This window comes from Microbacterium sp. KSW4-4 (assembly GCF_023091185.1).
Lineage (GTDB): Bacteria > Actinomycetota > Actinomycetes > Actinomycetales > Microbacteriaceae > Microbacterium > Microbacterium paraoxydans.
Genome location: NZ_JAHWXJ010000002.1, coordinates 686083 through 701253, shown reverse-complemented (window position 1 = coordinate 701253; position 15171 = coordinate 686083). Strand labels below are relative to the sequence as shown.

The 15171-nt window shown below is 70.4% G+C and carries 14 protein-coding genes; 4 read left to right on the top strand and 10 right to left on the bottom strand.

Annotated elements, in window-relative coordinates; translation table 11 throughout:
• Position 1 precedes the first annotated feature (1 nt).
• The 5 genes from KZC57_RS12910 to KZC57_RS12890 all read right to left on the bottom strand — a co-directional run bounded on the left by KZC57_RS12910 (position 2) and on the right by KZC57_RS12890 (position 6424).
• Positions 2-1549: a hydantoinase/oxoprolinase N-terminal domain-containing protein gene (locus KZC57_RS12910; RefSeq protein ID WP_105949272.1), complete on the bottom strand. Its 1548-nt coding sequence runs from the start codon at positions 1547-1549 to the stop codon at positions 2-4.
• A gap of 43 nt (positions 1550-1592) precedes the next feature.
• Entirely contained in the window at positions 1593-2933 is a 1341-nt protein-coding gene (locus KZC57_RS12905) for a cytosine permease (RefSeq protein WP_060921385.1), read from the bottom strand.
• Positions 2934-3152: 219 nt separating this feature from the next.
• Positions 3153-4556: a threonine synthase gene (gene thrC, locus KZC57_RS12900; RefSeq protein WP_126894359.1), complete on the bottom strand. Its 1404-nt coding sequence runs from the start codon at positions 4554-4556 to the stop codon at positions 3153-3155.
• Positions 4557-4631: 75 nt separating this feature from the next.
• Positions 4632-5234 carry a response regulator transcription factor gene (locus tag KZC57_RS12895; RefSeq protein ID WP_025104505.1) on the bottom strand — a complete coding sequence of 201 codons (603 nt, stop codon included), beginning with the start codon at positions 5232-5234 and terminating at the stop codon, positions 4632-4634.
• Positions 5231-6424 carry a histidine kinase gene (locus KZC57_RS12890; protein WP_247641927.1) on the bottom strand — a complete coding sequence of 398 codons (1194 nt, stop codon included), beginning with the start codon at positions 6422-6424 and terminating at the stop codon, positions 5231-5233. Before KZC57_RS12890 ends, KZC57_RS12895 begins: the two co-directional genes overlap by 4 nt.
• A 156-nt stretch (positions 6425-6580) precedes the next feature.
• Between KZC57_RS12890 and KZC57_RS12885 the strand changes: the two genes are divergently transcribed.
• Positions 6581-7123 (top strand): small multidrug efflux protein, encoded by a 543-nt coding sequence (locus KZC57_RS12885; protein WP_217584109.1) that lies wholly within the window; start codon positions 6581-6583, stop codon positions 7121-7123.
• A gap of 38 nt (positions 7124-7161) precedes the next feature.
• Positions 7162-8064 (top strand): arginase family protein, encoded by a 903-nt coding sequence (locus KZC57_RS12880; RefSeq protein ID WP_247641926.1) that lies wholly within the window; start codon positions 7162-7164, stop codon positions 8062-8064.
• Positions 8065-8088: 24 nt separating this feature from the next.
• On the opposite strand, the gene KZC57_RS12875 is transcribed toward KZC57_RS12880, so the two are convergent.
• Entirely contained in the window at positions 8089-9381 is a 1293-nt protein-coding gene (locus KZC57_RS12875; RefSeq protein WP_144880640.1) for a hemolysin family protein, read from the bottom strand.
• 94 nt (positions 9382-9475) lie between these two features.
• The gene (locus KZC57_RS12870) at positions 9476-10495 is read right to left on the bottom strand and encodes a TerC family protein (RefSeq protein ID WP_060921381.1); all 1020 of its coding nucleotides are present in this window, start codon (positions 10493-10495) and stop codon (positions 9476-9478) included.
• Between the two features lie 357 nt (positions 10496-10852).
• Between KZC57_RS12870 and aspS the strand changes: the two genes are divergently transcribed.
• A complete protein-coding gene (aspS, locus tag KZC57_RS12865; RefSeq protein WP_144880639.1) occupies positions 10853-12154 on the top strand; it encodes an aspartate--tRNA(Asn) ligase in 1302 nt (433 codons plus the stop codon).
• A 59-nt stretch (positions 12155-12213) separates the two neighbouring features.
• On the opposite strand, the gene KZC57_RS12860 is transcribed toward aspS, so the two are convergent.
• The 3 genes from KZC57_RS12860 to KZC57_RS12850 all read right to left on the bottom strand — a co-directional run bounded on the left by KZC57_RS12860 (position 12214) and on the right by KZC57_RS12850 (position 14436).
• The gene (locus KZC57_RS12860) at positions 12214-12861 is read right to left on the bottom strand and encodes a GntR family transcriptional regulator (RefSeq protein ID WP_060921379.1); all 648 of its coding nucleotides are present in this window, start codon (positions 12859-12861) and stop codon (positions 12214-12216) included.
• Positions 12862-12981: 120 nt separating this feature from the next.
• Positions 12982-14004 (bottom strand): NADP-dependent oxidoreductase, encoded by a 1023-nt coding sequence (locus KZC57_RS12855; RefSeq protein ID WP_144880638.1) that lies wholly within the window; start codon positions 14002-14004, stop codon positions 12982-12984.
• A 42-nt stretch (positions 14005-14046) separates the two neighbouring features.
• Positions 14047-14436 (bottom strand): DUF1304 domain-containing protein, encoded by a 390-nt coding sequence (locus KZC57_RS12850; RefSeq protein WP_247641925.1) that lies wholly within the window; start codon positions 14434-14436, stop codon positions 14047-14049.
• Positions 14437-14535: 99 nt separating this feature from the next.
• Here KZC57_RS12850 and KZC57_RS12845 point away from each other — a divergent pair, with 99 nt between their 5' ends.
• Positions 14536-15129, top strand: coding sequence for a TetR/AcrR family transcriptional regulator (locus tag KZC57_RS12845; protein ID WP_060921376.1), 594 nt, complete (start codon positions 14536-14538; stop codon positions 15127-15129).
• The last annotated feature ends 42 nt before the right edge of the window (positions 15130-15171 follow it).

The window sequence follows — 15171 nt, the reverse complement described above, 5'->3', positions numbered from 1 at the left end:
GTCAGGCCCCCATGTCGAGGTCGCCGACGGCCTTCACGCGGATGCGCGTGGCGTTGCCGGGAAGATACGGGATGGGGACCTCGTCGAAGTCGATGATCGACACGGTCGCGGGCTTGGCACCGGCCGCGATGGCCTTGTCGACGGCCTCCGCGCGCACCTCGGCGATCGTCTCATCGCGACGGCCGGGCTCGATCGCGTAGACCTTGTCGATCTCGCCACCGACCTGCGCGATCGAGGCGCCGATGGCGTTGGCGACCGCGTAGTTCTCCGGCCGATGCACGGTGCCGAACAGGGGCAGCTCGTCGGGCAGCAGGATGGACCCGCCGCCCACGGCCACGACCGCGATGGGCTCGGGCGACGTGCGCATCCGGTCCACCGCCTCCGCGACGCGCTCCGCGATGCGGGCGAGCACGCGCTCCACGAACGCGGGGTCGAGGTGCGCGACCTTGGCGGGGTCCCCCACCTGCGCACGACCGGCGGCGACCGCGATGTCGGTGGCCGTGAGGGTCGAGCCGCCGAAGACCAGCGCCTCCGTCGTCAGCCGGTAGCCGACCGAGGCCGGGCCCACCTCGGCCGTCTCCTCGTCGACGATGCTGCCACCGCCGATGCCGAGGGAGAGCACGTCCGGCATGCGGAAGTTCGTGCGGATGCCGGCGACCTTCACCTCGTTCGCCGTCTCCCGGGGGAAGCCGTTGATGAGCAGGCCGATGTCGGCCGTGGTGCCGCCCACGTCGATGACGGCGCAGTCGACGAGGCCGCTGGTGGCCGCCGCCCCGCGCATCGAGTTGGTGGGGCCGGAGGCGAAGGTCGCGACCGGGTACCGGCGCACGTAGTCCTCGTCCATGAGCGTGCCGTCGTTCTGGCTGAGGAAGATCGGCGCCTCGATGCCCTGCGCGCGGACCGCCGAGGTGAGCCCGTCGACGATCTCCGACGCGAGCTCACGGAGGGCGGCGTTGATGATCGTCGCGTTCTCGCGCTCCAGCAGTCCGATGCGGCCGATCTCGTGCGACAGCGAGATGGCGGCGTCCTCCCCCAGCACCGAGGCGACGATCTCGGCCGCCCGCACTTCGAGGTCGTGGTTGACCGGGCTGAACACCGACGAGATGGCGACCGAGCGGATGCCGTGCGCCTTCATGTCCTCGGCGTGCGCGCGGATCTCGTCCGGGTCGAGCGGCGAGATCGGGCGGCCGTCGAACTCGTAGCCGCCGTGCGCGAGGTAGCTGCGCGCCTGGGTGGCCGCGACGAGAACCTCCGGCCAGTCGATCAGCGGCGGCAGCGCGCGCGTCGCGGGCAGACCCAGCCGGAGCGCCGCGACCGGAGCGAGCCGGCTCGCCTGCACGAGCGCGTTGATGAAGTGCGTCGTGCCGATCATCACCGCGTCGATGTCGCCGCCCTCGAAGGAGTGCCCCGCACGGAGGTCTTCGATGGCCTGGACGATCCCGCTCGTCACGTCCGGGGTCGTGGAATGCTTGACCCCGGCCAGGGTGCGGGTGCCGTCCATGAGGACGGCGTCGGTGTTGGTGCCGCCGACGTCGATGCCGATGTGCATGATGCTCGCTTTCGTGGAGGTGGTTCGTGTCCGGCGGGTCTGCTCAGACCGCGGCGGGGGCGCTGTCGACGGGGTTCGCCTGTCGGGTGGTCGCGACGCCGACGCCGCGCACCCAGCCGAGCTTGCCGGCGACGATGTAGAGCACCATCGACAGGAAGAGGCTGAGCAGCGAGGGGATGCCCCAGGTCACGAAGTAGCCGACCAGCGAGGAGACCAGCCAGACGACGATCGTGGCCGGGACGATGCGGGGCGCGGTGCCGGGCAGGGTTCCGGTCTCGCGGGTCGCGTCGAGCTCAGGACGCCAGCGGCGCACCACGTAGTACTCGGCGACCATGATCCCGGCGATCGGCGGGAACGCGACGCTGAGCACGACGAGGAACTCGGTGAACTGTCCGAGGATGCCGACGGCCGCCAGCACCGATCCGACGACGCCGAGGACGATCGTGGTGGTGACGCGGTGCAGGTTCTTGCCGAAGGCCGTGGAGATGAAGTTCACCAGGCCGAGCGTGGAGGAGTACAGGTTCCAGTCGTTGATCTTCAGCGTGCCGGTCAGCACGATGAACAGGCCGACGAACCCGACGGACGAGGTGACGATCGCGACGATGTCGCCGGTCGCCGCCGCGTGGGCGAGAAGCACGCCGGCGAGGCCGATCACGAACTCGCCGAGGGAGACGCCGAGCACGGTCTGCTTGACGACGTCGGCCCGCGAGCGGTTGAAGCGGGTCATGTCGCCCGTGATGATCGCGCCGACGATGAGACCGCCGGCGACGATGCCGGTGCCCGCCCAGACGCTCATGGTCGGGCCGGGCGCCGGGCCGGTGAGCAGCTCGCCGATGTCGTGGCGGGTGAGCTCGGAGATGACGGACCAGCCGACGAGGATCAGGAACAGCGGCACGGTGATGTTCGCGAGCCACTGCATCCCGACGAAGCCGAAGGCGACGATCGCGGTGACGGCGAGGCCGAAGATGAGGCTCCACGCCCAGACCGGCAGGGCACCGGGCATGAGGGCGTCGAGCGACTGCGCCGAGATGGCGGACTGGATGCCGAACCAGCCGATGAGGCTGATGCCGATCGCGAGGCCGACGAGCGACGCGCCGATCTCGCCGAAGCCCGTCCAGCGGGCGAGGAGCGCGGTGTTCAGGCCCTCGCGCTGGCCGATGAAGCCGACCACGCACATGATCACCTCGAGGATGAGCGAGCCGAACAGGAAGGCGAGGACGGCCTCGCCGAAGGTCATGCTGTAACCGAGGGTCGCGCCGAGGAGGAACTGCGAGAGGGCGGAGACCTGTCCGAATCGCTGGACGGCGATTCCGAACCAGGGCTTGCGGGCCTCTGGAGTCACTCGGGAGAGCGCGAAGTCGTCTGCGTGCGCCGTGCGTGCCATGGGGAGTCCTTCGGGAGGAGGATACGGGTTGCCCGCCACGGTACTCACCCCCTCTCCGCCCCGACATGTGCACTCCGCCTCAATCCCCCTTCCCTCTGTGCACACTGCCCACCCCCCGCATTTCCCTCTCTTGTCGCCGAGACCTCGGGTTCACGTCGAAACCCCCTGTCTCCGGCGTCCGGGACAGGGGGTTTCGGCGCGAAAGCGGGGTCTCGCGGGTCAGTGGAGGGCGTTCTCCTCGATGAAAGCACGGAGAGCGTGCTCGTCGTCGGGCATCTCGGTCACGTGCTGGGGGGCGTCGAGCATGGCGCGCAGCTCGGGGGCGTACGCCAGCTCGACCCCGATGGCCTCGTGGATCGTCTCGGCGAACTTCTCGGGCTTGGCCGTCTCCAGCACCAGCATCGGCACTCCGGGCTCGACATACTCCCGCGCGACCTTCACGCCGTCGGCGGTGTGCGGGTCGATCACCTCGCCGGAGGCCTCGTACACGTCGCGGATGGTCGCGAGCCGATCTTCGTGCGTCGAGGTGCCGCTCACGATGCCGAACTCCTCCGCGAAGCGCGCCTGCTCGGCCGAGAAGTCGAAGAAGCCCTGGGCCTCCAGGTCGTCCCACGCGCCGACCACTCGCGCCGGATCGCGGTCGACGAGCTCGAAGATGAAGCGCTCGAGGTTCGAGGCCTTCGAGATGTCCATCGACGGGCTCGAGGTCGCCAGCGTCTGGGCGGCGCTGCGGGGGCGATACACCCCCGTGCGGAAGAACTCGTCGAGCACGTTGTTCTCGTTCGCGGCCAGGACGAGGCGCCGGATCGGCAGTCCCATCTGCTTCGCGAAGAATCCGGAGAGGATGTTGCCGAAGTTCCCGGAGGGGACGGTGAACGACACCTCCGCCCAGCCGCCGGCGTCGGTCGCGCGCAGCCACGCCCAGAAGTAGTAGACCGTCTGCGCGGTGATGCGGGCGAGGTTGATCGAGTTCACTGCGCCCAGGTGCTGAGCACGCTTGAAGTCGAGGTCGCCGGCGAGCTTCTTCACGAGGTTCTGGCAGTCGTCGAAGACGCCCTCCACCGCGATGTTGTGCACGTTCGCATCGTCGAGCGAGAACATCTGCGCCCGCTGGAACGCGCTCATCCGGCCCTGCGGCGAGAGCATGAACACCGCGACACGCTCCTTGCCGCGCAGGGCGTGCTCCGCGGCCGAGCCGGTGTCACCCGAGGTCGCGCCGAGGATGTTGAGGACCGAGCCCTGGCGCTCGAGCGTGTACTCCAGCACCTGCCCGAGGAACTGCATGGCCATGTCCTTGAACGCCAGCGTGGGGCCCTCGGAGAGTCCGACCAGCGTGAGGTCGTCGTCCACGCGACGCAGCGGGACGACGCCGTCCGGGAAGTCCGCGTACGCCGCCGCCGTCATCCGGGCGAGGTCCTCCCGCGGGATGTCGGTCGCGAAGAGGCCGAGCACCTCGGTCGCGAGCTGCGGATAGGTCAGGGCACGCCAGCGCTCGAGCGTCTCGCCGTCGACCTCGGGCATGACGTCGGGGACGGCCAGGCCACCGTCGGGCGCCAGGCCCTCCAGCAGCGTCTCGCTGAACGACTGCGGCTGCATACCGCCGCGGGTGGAGATGAACGGCACGTGTGCTCCTCGGCTCGGGACTCGGCGCCTCCATTCTCGCAGGCCGCGACCCTCGGAACGGACGCGTGACGACGGTCAGATCCAGCCGCGCTCCTCAGCGACGAGCACGGCCTGCTGACGGGTGCTCACCGAGAGCTTCCCGAGGATGACGGAGATGTGGTTGCGCACCGTCCCCGGCGCCAGCGCGAGCGCCCGCGCGATCTGTCCTGTGGTCTCCCCTCGACGCCCGGCCCGGAGCACGTCCAGCTCCCGATCGGTGAGCGGCGACCGCTCGTCGCTCAGCGCATCCGCCGCGATCTCCGGATCGACGTACCGGGCGCCGGCCGCGACGCGGCGGATGATCGCGGCGAGCTCGTCCGCACCTCGCGACTTGGGCACGAACCCGGAGACGCCGGAGGCGAGCGCCCGCCGGAGCACCCCGGGACGCGCGTGCCGGGTGACGACGATGCAGCGGGTCGCGATCGTGCGGTTGAGCCTCTCCGCGACCTGCACGCCGTCGAGTCCGGGCATCTCCAGATCGAGCAGGCACACGTCGGGTTCGAGCCGGACGGCGGCGGCGACGGCCTCCTCGCCGTCCGCGCACTCCGCGACGACGTCGATGTCTGCCTCGAGACGCAGCAGGGCGGCGAGCGCGGAGCGGATCATGCCCTCGTCGTCGGCGAGCAGCACCCGGATCATCGGACGATCTCCGCCCCCGCGGGCACGGTGACCGTCACGACGAACTCGTCGGCATCGCGCCGCTGCTCGAACGTGCCGCCCGCCTCGCCGATCCGCCGGCGGATACCCTCGAGCCCGGAGCCGACCGCCCCGTCCTCGGCCGCGGGTGCCGCGTCGTTGGCGACCTCGTACCGCCAGGCGTCCGCCGTCCGGTCGAGGATCAGGCGCGCGTGACCACCGCGTCCGTGTCGCAGGACGTTCGTGGTCGTCTCCCGGATCACCGGACCGAGGTCGGCCGCGGGTGCCGCGTCCGCATCCGGGTGGATCCGCGCCTCCACGATGAGCCCTGCGGCCGTGAGCAGATCCCGGGCGTTCGCCAGCTCGTCGCCGAGGGGCACCGAGCGGAATCGCGTGGCGAGGTCTCTGGTGCCCTGCCGCGCGTCGTCGACGCTCGCCCTGGCGGCGCGGAGCTGCTCCATCCCCGCCTGCGGATCGGTGGGCAGCAAGCGCTCCGCCAGTTCGAGCTGCAAAGCGATCACCTGGAGATGATGCCCCTGGAGGTCGTGCACGTCGGTCGCCACGCGCAGGCGCTCCTGCGTCGCCGCCAGTCGCGCCTCCGAGGCGCGCGCCCGGTCCAGGGCCACGAGCACGTCCCACCACCACAGCGAGCTCACGGTCATCCCGGGGAGCATGACTCCGTAGAGCACCGGCACCCACGCCGGGACCCCGGAACCGAGGGGGGTGGTCGAGTCGAGCAGCGCGAGAGCGACGAGCGCGACCGTCGCCGCCACGGCCACACGCACCCGGATCCCGCGGGGCCAGCTCACCAGCACGAAGACCTGCACCACGGGCATCGCGGCGAGCTGCCAGCTGCCGACCAGAGCCCCCGCCGCGCCGCCGTAGATCAGGGCGACGACGGTCGGCACGGCCAACCGCACCCAACCCACCCCGGGGCCGGCGTCGACGCGATGACGGTAGTCGACCAGCAGCAGGACGGTCGACGCCGCCCAGAGCACCCCGCCGACCCCCACGACGAGCAGCGCGACGCCCGAGCGATCCAGTGCCACGGCGATGCCCAGCCAGGCGGCCACCAGCATGAGCTCGATGAAGATCACCCCGCCGACCGTGTACCACCAGGTGGCGGTGATGCCCCGCGCGAGCTGGCGGGCACCGGGACCGGGATCGGGGAAAGCGGGGGAAGGACTGCTCACGCTCCCCACGATAGAGGCGTGACACATGTCACGGGATCCGGGGCGAACCGCACGGAGAGCGGTGACGCGGCGGCACTGCCACCGCGGGGCGCCATCGACTGGACTGGGATCATCGCGACGGAGAGACCGTCTGCACCGACACCCGGAGCTTCCCCCATGAACCTCATCGAGACCTTCCAAAACCTCGTCGCCCAGGTCCCCGACCTCGTCCAGCCCCTCATCGTCGCCCTCGCTGGAGCGGTGCCGTTCGTCGAAGGCGAGGGTGCCGCGAGCATCGGCATCCTCGGCGGCATCCCGCCCGTGGTCGCGGCCATCGCCGCGATGGTCGGCAACTTCCTCTGCGTCGCGATCCTGGTGCTCGCCAGCGCGGGCGCCCGTCGGGCCATCGTGGACCGCTCGCGGGCGAAGCGGCCGGTGACGGTGGGCGGCGGCACGAGCCTGGAGGCCGACGGCGTCCCGGTGGAGACCGGACGCGGCTCCGCGCGCCGCGAGAAGTTCCAGCGCGCGTTCGAGCGCTACGGCGTCCCCGGGGTGAGCCTGCTGGGACCGCTGCTGCTGCCGACGCACTTCACCGCTACCATGCTCGCCGCGTCCGGCATCGGCAAGGGGCGCATCCTCGTGTGGCAGGCCGTCGCGATCATCGGCTGGACTACCGTCATCGCGGTGATCGTGGGGAGCGCCGTCTACGCCATCCGCTGAGCCGAGGCGATGTCGGACGCCGGGGGCAGGATGAGCGCATGATCACTCTGCTGTCGGCCCCCAGCAACCTCGGTCTGCGCCCACCGGAGCCCGGCAGCGTGCCCGGCTCCGCGAAGGCGCCGGAGGCGTTCCGGGAGGCGGGGCTGTTCCGGCGTTTCACCGATCAGGGCGCGAGCGACGGCGGCATCGTGCTCGCCGGACGCTACGTGGACGACGACGCGACACGGCCCGCGGGGCGAGTACGCAACGAGGCCGCTTTCGTCGACCACTCCCTCCGCCTGGCGGCGCGCATCGGGGAGGTCCTCGACGAGGGCCGCGCCCCGCTCGTGATCGGCGGCGACTGCGGCATCCTCATCGGCGCCGGGATCGCCGTGAAGCGCCGTGGAGGCGCGGGCCTCGTGCACATTGACGGGCACACCGACTTCCGCCACCCGGGCAACAGCGACGAGTGCGCGAGCGTGGCCGGCGAAGCGCTGGCGGGCGCCGTCGGCGTGCATTGGCCGGCGATCGCCGACATCGACGGACTCGCGCCGTACTTCTCCCCCGCCCGCACGGCCCACATCGGGCATCGCGCCGACGACGAGGAGCAGGCGGAGGTCCGCGGCCTCCTCGCGCGCGTCACGCCGGCGGCCGACGTCCTGGCACGAGGAGCCGACGCGGTCGCTGCCGAGACCGCCGCGGCCGCCGACGGTCGCTACTGGCTGCAGCTCGACGTCGACGTGCTCGACCCCTCGGTGATGCCCGCCGTCGACAGCCCGGACCCGGGCGGCCTCGGTGCCGCGGAGCTCACCGCACTCCTGCGCGCCCTCGCCCCGCAGGCGATCGGGGCGAGCATCACCGTGTTCGACCCCGACCTCGATCCGGACGGCCGCTACGCCCAGCTCCTGACCGAGGTCCTCAGCGATGGGCTTCGCGCGCTGGGCAGCGGAGCGCGCGACTGACGCGCCCCGCCACCCGGCGGTCCGTCAGTCTTCGACGCCCCGCTCGGCACCCGGATCGGTGAGCATCGAGACGCGCACGCGTGCGATGCGGCGGCGATCGATCTCCACCACCTGGATGGTCGCGCCCGGCACCTCGACGGTGTCGCCGACCACGGCGAGACGGCCGAGCTGCTCGGTGACGAATCCGGCGATCGTGTCCGAAGACCCCCGAGGCATCGCGAGCCCCGTCGCCTCCTCGAAGTCCTGCAGGTTGAGGCGCCCGTCCAGTCCGTCGTCGGCGGAGAGGAAGACCTCGGCGTCGTACTCGTCGAAGATCTCGCCGACGACCTCCTCCACGAGGTCCTCCAGAGTCACGAGACCGTCGGTGCCCCCGTACTCGTCCACGACGACGGCGATGTGGTGTCCCTCGGCCCGCATCCGGGTGAGGGTGGGCAACACCCCCGCCGTGGACGGGATGTACGGGATGTCGCGGACGAGCCCCTGCAGCGGGCGCTCCGGGTCATCCGCGGCAGCCTCGAAGAGGTCACGCACGTGCACGAAGCCGGTGATGTCGTCGATCGACGTCTGGGACACGGGGTACCGGGAGAAGGGCAGCTCGCGGACCTGCTCCATCGCCGACCCGACCGTGGCAGCCTCGTCGAGCGCCACGACCTCCGGTCGCGGGCGCATGACCTCGCTCACCTGGCGTCCCCGCAGCGAGAGCACGTCGTCGAGGATGCGGCGCTCGTCGTCGGGCAGGCCCTGGTGGGTCGCCACGATGTCGCGCACCTCCTCGTCGGTGAGCTCGTCGCTCGTCTTGTGCGGGTCGCCGCCGAGCACGCGGACGAGCGCGTTCGTCGAGACCGACAGCAGCCAGATCACCGGGCGCATGACGGTCGCGAAGCCGTTCAGGGCCGGCGCGACCGCGTACGCGAACTGCGCGTTGCGCTGGATCGCCAGCCTCTTCGGCACGAGCTCGCCGAGCACGAGCGACAGGTACGCGATGATCAGCGTCAGCACGATCGTGGCGAGCGTCATCGCGAGCGGAGGCGCGACACCCCAGCCCTCCAGCAGCGGCGCGACGGACGGCGCGATCGAGGTCGCTCCGTAGGCGGCGGACGCGAAGCCCGCCACGGTCACGCCGATCTGCACCGCCGAGAGGAAAGTGTTGGGATTGCGGGCCAGGGCGGCGACCTTCGCTCCGCGACGGCCGCGAGCGGCGATCGCGTTGAGCTGGCTCTCACGCAGCGTGACCAGGGCCATCTCCGTCGCAGCGAAGACACCGCCGATCAGCACGAAGAGCAGGACGAGGGCGATGTTCCAGAGCAGATCGCCCATCAGCGGGCGACCTCCTCGGTGGCGGGGTGAGCACCCGGGATGAACCGGGTGCTCGTACTGTCAGAGTCCGAAGAGTCAGAACAGCGCTGCGCGCTCAAGAGTGCTCCTTGTCGATGGTGGGGGTGGAATCGGTCGAGGACGAGACGGCGTTGCGGTGCCGGCGCGTCTTCATCAGGCTCGCGACGGTGGCGACCGCGATGGTCGCGGCGATGAAGAGCAGCGAGAACCAGATCGGGATCTCGGGCGCCCACAGCATCGGCTCACCGCCGTTGATGAACGGCACCTCGTTGACGTGCAGGGCGTGCAGCACGAGCTTCACGCCGATGAACGCGAGGATGACGGCGAGGCCCTGAGCCAGGTACACCAGGCGCTCCAGCAGCCCGCCGATGAGGAAGTACAGCTGGCGCAGACCCATCAGGGCGAACGCGTTCGCGGTGAAGACGATGTACGCCTGGTCGGTGAGGCCGTAGATGGCGGGGATGGAGTCGACGGCGAAGACGAGGTCGATGAAGCCGATCGCGATGATCGTCAGCAGCATCGGCGTGACGTAGCGCTTGCCCTTCTGGACGACCGTGAGCTTGTCGCCGTTGTACTCCTCGCTGACGGGGAGGTGGCGACGGACGAACGTCATGAAGCGGCCGTTCGCGGGGTTGCTCTCGTGGCTGCTGAAGGCCTGGCGGTACGCGAGGAAGAGCAGCAGCGCGCCGAAGACGTAGAAGATCCAGGAGAAGTTCTCGATGAGGGTCGCACCGACGGCGATGAAGACGCCGCGGAGGATCAGCGCGATCACGATGCCGATCATCAGCACCTTCTGCTGATAGATCTTCGGCACCGCGAAGCCCGTCATCACGATGAGGAACACGAAGAGGTTGTCGATCGACAGCGCCTTCTCGGTGAGGTAGCCGGCGAAGTACTCGCCGCCGTAGGTCCAGCCGGACACCATGCCGATGCCCACGCCGAAGAGCAGCGCGAGGCTGATGTAGAAGATCGACCAGCGCGCGGATTCGCCGATGCTCGGCTCGTGCGGCTTGCGGACGTGCGCGAAGAACTCGTACACGAAAAACGCGATGGTGACCGCGATCGTGATGACCCAGATCAAAGGGGTGATTTCCAACGGGTACTCCAGACTCGGGCGTGACGGAACAGCGCCAAAGTCTTCCCCATCCCGCCGAGCGGGACCGGTGGGCCGGGATGCAGACGCATCCGTAATGACGACCCGACCGTGTCGGAGTACTCCCCTTGGATAATCCAGGGTACGAGACGGTGCCCGAGCGATTCTGTGGATCTGCCGAGAACGCCCCTAGACTGGACGCGGCGACCGCCGGGGCGTGACGACCCCCGGCCTCCGTGCAGGCGGTCCCCGCGCGTCCGGCGTACCGACGAGAGGCCGGCTTCTCACCGGCGAAGGTGTGGTGGCACCGCGATCTGGCCCCCGCCCACACCTCCAGGGCTCCCACAACCTGGAGGAGAAATGAGATCACCCGACCCCGCCCGCACTCTCGCCGCGGAGCTCGCCGAGGCCGCCCCCGGCCGCCGTGTCATGCTGCTCGGTCACGTCCATCGACGGAGGGAACTCGCCACCGTCGCGTTCCTGATCATCCGCGACCGTTCGGGCCTCGCCCAGGTCGTCGTCCGTGCCGCCGAGCTTCCGACGGACGGCCTCCCTCCGGAGGAGACGGTGGTCCGCGTGACGGGGACCGTCGCCGCGAACCCGCAGGCCCCCGGCGGCGTCGAGATCGTCGACCCGCAGATCGAGAGCCTGTCGGAGCCGGCTGCACCGCCGGTCGTTGAGCTGTGGCGCCCGACGCTCGAGACGAGCCTGCCGACTCTGCTCGACCACGCGGCGGTGACCTGGCGCCACCCCGCACGCCGCGCCACCTGGCAGATCGCCGCGGCGAGCGCGCGGGCGTTCCGCCGGGTGCTCGACGCTGCGGACTTCACCGAGGTGCAGACCCCGAAGATCGTCGACACCGTGACCGAGTCGGGGGCGAACGTGTTCCCCGTGGACTACTTCGGGAGGACCGGGTACCTCGCGCAGAGCCCGCAGTTCTACAAGCAGCAGCTCGTCGGCGTGTTCGAACGCGTCTACGAGGTGGGGCCGGTCTTCCGGGCCGAGCCCCACGACACCGTGCGGCATCTGTCGGAGTACGTGTCGCTGGACGTCGAGCTCGGGTTCATCCGCGACCACCGCGACGTCCTGCGACTCCTCGGCCACGTGCTGCGAGGCATGGTCGACGGCATCCGCGCCGACGCAGCGGAAGAGCTCGCGCTGCTCGACGTGACGCTCCCCGTCATCCCCGAGGACATCCCCGTCGTGCACTTCCGCGACGCGCTGCGCCGGGTCGGGGCTCCGGCCGACGAGCCCGACCTCTCCCCGGCGCACGAGCGGGCGCTCGGGGCGTGGGCGAAGGAGGAGTTCGGCAGCGACGTGCTGGCCGTCGAGGGGTATCCGATGCGCAAGCGTCCGTTCTACACGCACCCGCAGCCCGACGACACGGAGTGGAGCAACAGCTTCGACCTCCTGTTCCGGGGTCTGGAGCTCGTGACCGGCGGACAGCGGCTGCATCGACACAGCGAGGTCGTCGCCGCGATCGAGGCGCGGGGCGAATCGCCCTCGACGTACGCCGGCTACCTGGAGGCGTTCGCGCACGGGATGCCTCCGCACGGCGGCTTCGCGATCGGACTGGAGCGCTGGGTGGGCCGACTGGTCGAGGCGGCCAACGTCCGCGAGGTGACGCTGTTCCCGCGCGACGTCCATCGCCTCACGCCGTAGCCCCGGAACGCGACGAGGGCGACCGCGGTGTGCGGTCGCCCTCGTTCGTCAGCGCAGGATCACTCCGAGATCTCGGCCAGTCCCGACTGCTCGGCCCGATCGATGATCGCCGGGAGCGTCTCGTCGAAGAAGGTCACCAGCACCGCACGGGTCTTGACCGCGTCGCGCTCCGACGTCGCCTCGCGGATCGCGCCGACGAACTCCTCGACCGCGGACCAGTCCACGGCGTCCTTCGCGTGCTGGGTGAACCGGCGGATCTGCGGGCCGAGGCGCTCGATGGAGTTGGCGCGCGTGGCGTTGCCCTCGATCCGGGCGAAACCCGTCGCCGCGCTGCGGAGCGCCGCGCCGAACGCGATGATGTCCCGCGCCTGCACCGACGCCGCCATGTCGTCGGCCAGCTCCACGAGATAGGCCACATCGTCGTCCTGGATCACCGGCATGACGTGACGAACCGAGCCGATCCAGATGTCGCCGAACAGGTCGACGGCGTTGCGCACCCGTTCCAGATCGATCGGGGCCACGCGGGTGTATCGGTTGCGCTGCATCTCGACGAGGCCGTTGTCGGCCAGGCGGTCGAGGGCATGGCGGATCGGCGTCTTCGAGGTGCCGAGGCGTTCGGCGAGCTCGTAGTCGCGCAGGCGCTCGCCGGGCTGGAGTTCGCCGCTGATGATCGCATCCTGCAGGCGCACGAAAGCCTCGTCGCTCATCGACCGGCGTTCGAGGGGGCCGCCAGAGAGTGTCACACTGCCTCCAGTGGGGGTCATGGAGAGTGAAGTTCTACGTCTCAAGCAATATATCTCAAATGCGCGGGCGGCCCGCTCCGGACGTCAGGCGGAGGGCGTGACGCGCACGAGCATCTTCCCCGTGTTGGCTCCGCGCATCATGTCGAGGAACGCGTCGACCGTGTTCTCGATCCCGTCGACGATGGTCTCGTCGTAGGCGATCCGCCCTTCCGCGAACCAGCGGGTCATCCGCTCGCTGAACTCCGGCGACAGGTGCAGGTAGTTCGCCAGGGTGAAGCCCTGGAGACGGAGCCCGCGGGTGATGATGTTCGCCATGTTGTCGGGCCCGGGCACGCGCTCGGTCGTGTTGTAGCTCGTGATGGCGCCGCACAGGGCGATCCGGCCACCGTCGTTCATCACGTCGAGCGCAGCTTCGAGGTGGTCGCCGCCGACGTTGTCGAAGAACACGTCCACACCCTCGGGCGCGAGGGCGGCGAGCTGCTCGCGCACCGGGCCGTCCTTGTAGTTGAACGCCGCGTCGTAGCCGTACTTCTCGGTCAGCAGGGCGACCTTCTCAGGCGAGCCCGCCGAGCCGATGACGCGGCCCGCGCCGAGGAGCTTGGCGATCTGACCGACAGCCGTGCCGACGGCACCGGCGGCGCCGGAGACGAAGACGGTGTCGCCCGCGGCGAGTCCGGCGATCGCGGTGAGGCCGACGTAGGCGGTGAGGCCGGTCATGCCGAGGATGTGCAGGCGCAGCGACAGCGGCATGCCGGGCACCTCGGGCACGGCCCGGAAGGTCGACGCGTCCGCCTGCACGACATCGCTCCAGCCGTGCTGGTGCAGCACGACGGTGCCGACGGGGAGGTCGTCCGCCGCAGAGGCGACGACCCGGCCGATGGCGCCACCCGCGATGACCTCGTCGAGGGCGTAGGGGGCGACGTAGCTGCGGACGTCGTTCATCCGCCCGCGCATATAGGGGTCGACGGAGACGAACTCGTTCGCCACGCGCACCTCCCCCGGCGCCGGATCGCTCAGCTCGACCTCGACGGTGCGGAAGTCGTCGTGGGTCGGCCACCCCTCGGGGCGGCGGGCGAGCTGGATCTGGGTGCTGATGGCGTGGGACATTTCTCTCCTTCGTGAGGATCTGGGGGGGTGCTGCGGCCGGACTCAGACGAGGAGGCCGATGGCCAGCGCGATGACGCCGAGCGCCGGGAGGACGCCCTGCTTCAGGGCGGCGGACGCCTTGTCGGGGCTCGACAGCAGCAGCACGAGGCTCGCGGCGACCATCGATCCGGCGCCGGTGAAGACCAGGGTCGCGCCGACGGCCGTCGCTCCCGTGGCGAAGAGGACGATGCCGAGGAGGACGGCGACCGCGAGGAACAGGTTGTAGAAGCCCTGGTTGAAGGCGAGCTCCTTCTGTCGCGCGGCCTCCTCCGCTGTGCCGGTGCCGAACGTGCGGCGAGCGCGCGCACCGGTCCAGGCGAACGACTCCAGCCAGAAGATGTAGACGTGCACGAGCGCCGCGACGCCGGTGAGCACGAGTCCTGCGATGACCATAGCGGTCCCCCCTTCGACGCGGCGGGGCCGCGCATTCTGTATCGTTCGTTCCAATATATACTGGATCGAGCGATTCACAAAAGAGCAGGAGCAGGGTGGATGGGGCGCACACAGACCTTCGACACCGCGGAAGCGGTCCGCGCGGCACGCGGCGTGTTCTGGGAGCGCGGCTTCGAGAGCGCGCCGCTGCCGGAGCTCGAGCGAGCGACCGGCCTCAGCCGCTCCAGCATCTATCACGCCTTCGGTTCCAAACGAGGACTCTTCGACGCTGCCGTCGAGAGCTACCTGGACGAGGTCATCCGTCCGCGCCTCGCTCCGTTGACGGGCGAGACCGTGGCGCCGGAGGCGCTGGAGACCTATCTCGGCGGACTGCGTGCGGCGCTGCTGACCGCGGGGAGCCTCCCGGCGACGAGCGGCTGCCTGCTGGTCAACACCGCCGCCGCCCCCATCGGCACTGACGACGCGGTCGCCCGGGTCGTGGCGTCCTATCGCGGGGAGCTCCGAGAGGCGTTCGCCCGCGGCGTCGGGGCCGCTCTCCCCGAGCTCGCGGGAACGGAGGTCGACACCCTGGCGGACGCCTGCACGGGCCTGGTGGTCTCCGCCTTCGCCCTCGTGCGCGTGGCCCCCGACGCGGCGGCGAGCGCGATCGATGCGGCGCTCGCCCTCCTCGCCGACCGGCGACGCTGCAGCTGAAGCCGCACCGAAACGACGAACGCCCGGGAGGGCGATCCCTCC